This is a genomic window from Achromobacter sp. GbtcB20 (genome assembly GCF_019091095.1).
In the GTDB taxonomy this organism is placed as follows: domain Bacteria; phylum Pseudomonadota; class Gammaproteobacteria; order Burkholderiales; family Burkholderiaceae_B; genus Achromobacter; species Achromobacter mucicolens.
This window is the reverse complement of record NZ_JAGXJZ010000832.1, coordinates 1-241: the sequence shown is the minus strand read 5'-3', so window position 1 is coordinate 241 and position 241 is coordinate 1. Positions and strand designations below refer to the sequence as shown.

Below are 241 nucleotides of genomic sequence, written 5' to 3'. Positions count from 1 at the left end.
GCCCAGGAATTGCAGATCGTGCTGATGGAAATGCGTGCCGGCTTCACCAAGGAAAAGGCGCTGCGTAACTTCGCATTGCGCAGCGGCGTCGACGACGTCGATACGCTGGTGGCGATGCTGATCCAGTCCGAGCGTTTCGGCACCAGCGTGGGCGACTCGCTGCGCGTGTATTCGGAAAACCTGCGCAACAAGCGGCGCACGATGGCCGAGGAGTGCGCCGCCAAGATCGGCCTCAAGCTCC

Annotated in this window: 1 protein-coding gene; it reads left to right on the top strand. The window is 62.7% G+C overall.

What is annotated here, in order from left to right:
- On the top strand, positions 1-241 hold a 241-nt coding region (locus KVT32_RS31305; RefSeq protein ID WP_217619558.1), incomplete at both ends, for a type II secretion system F family protein.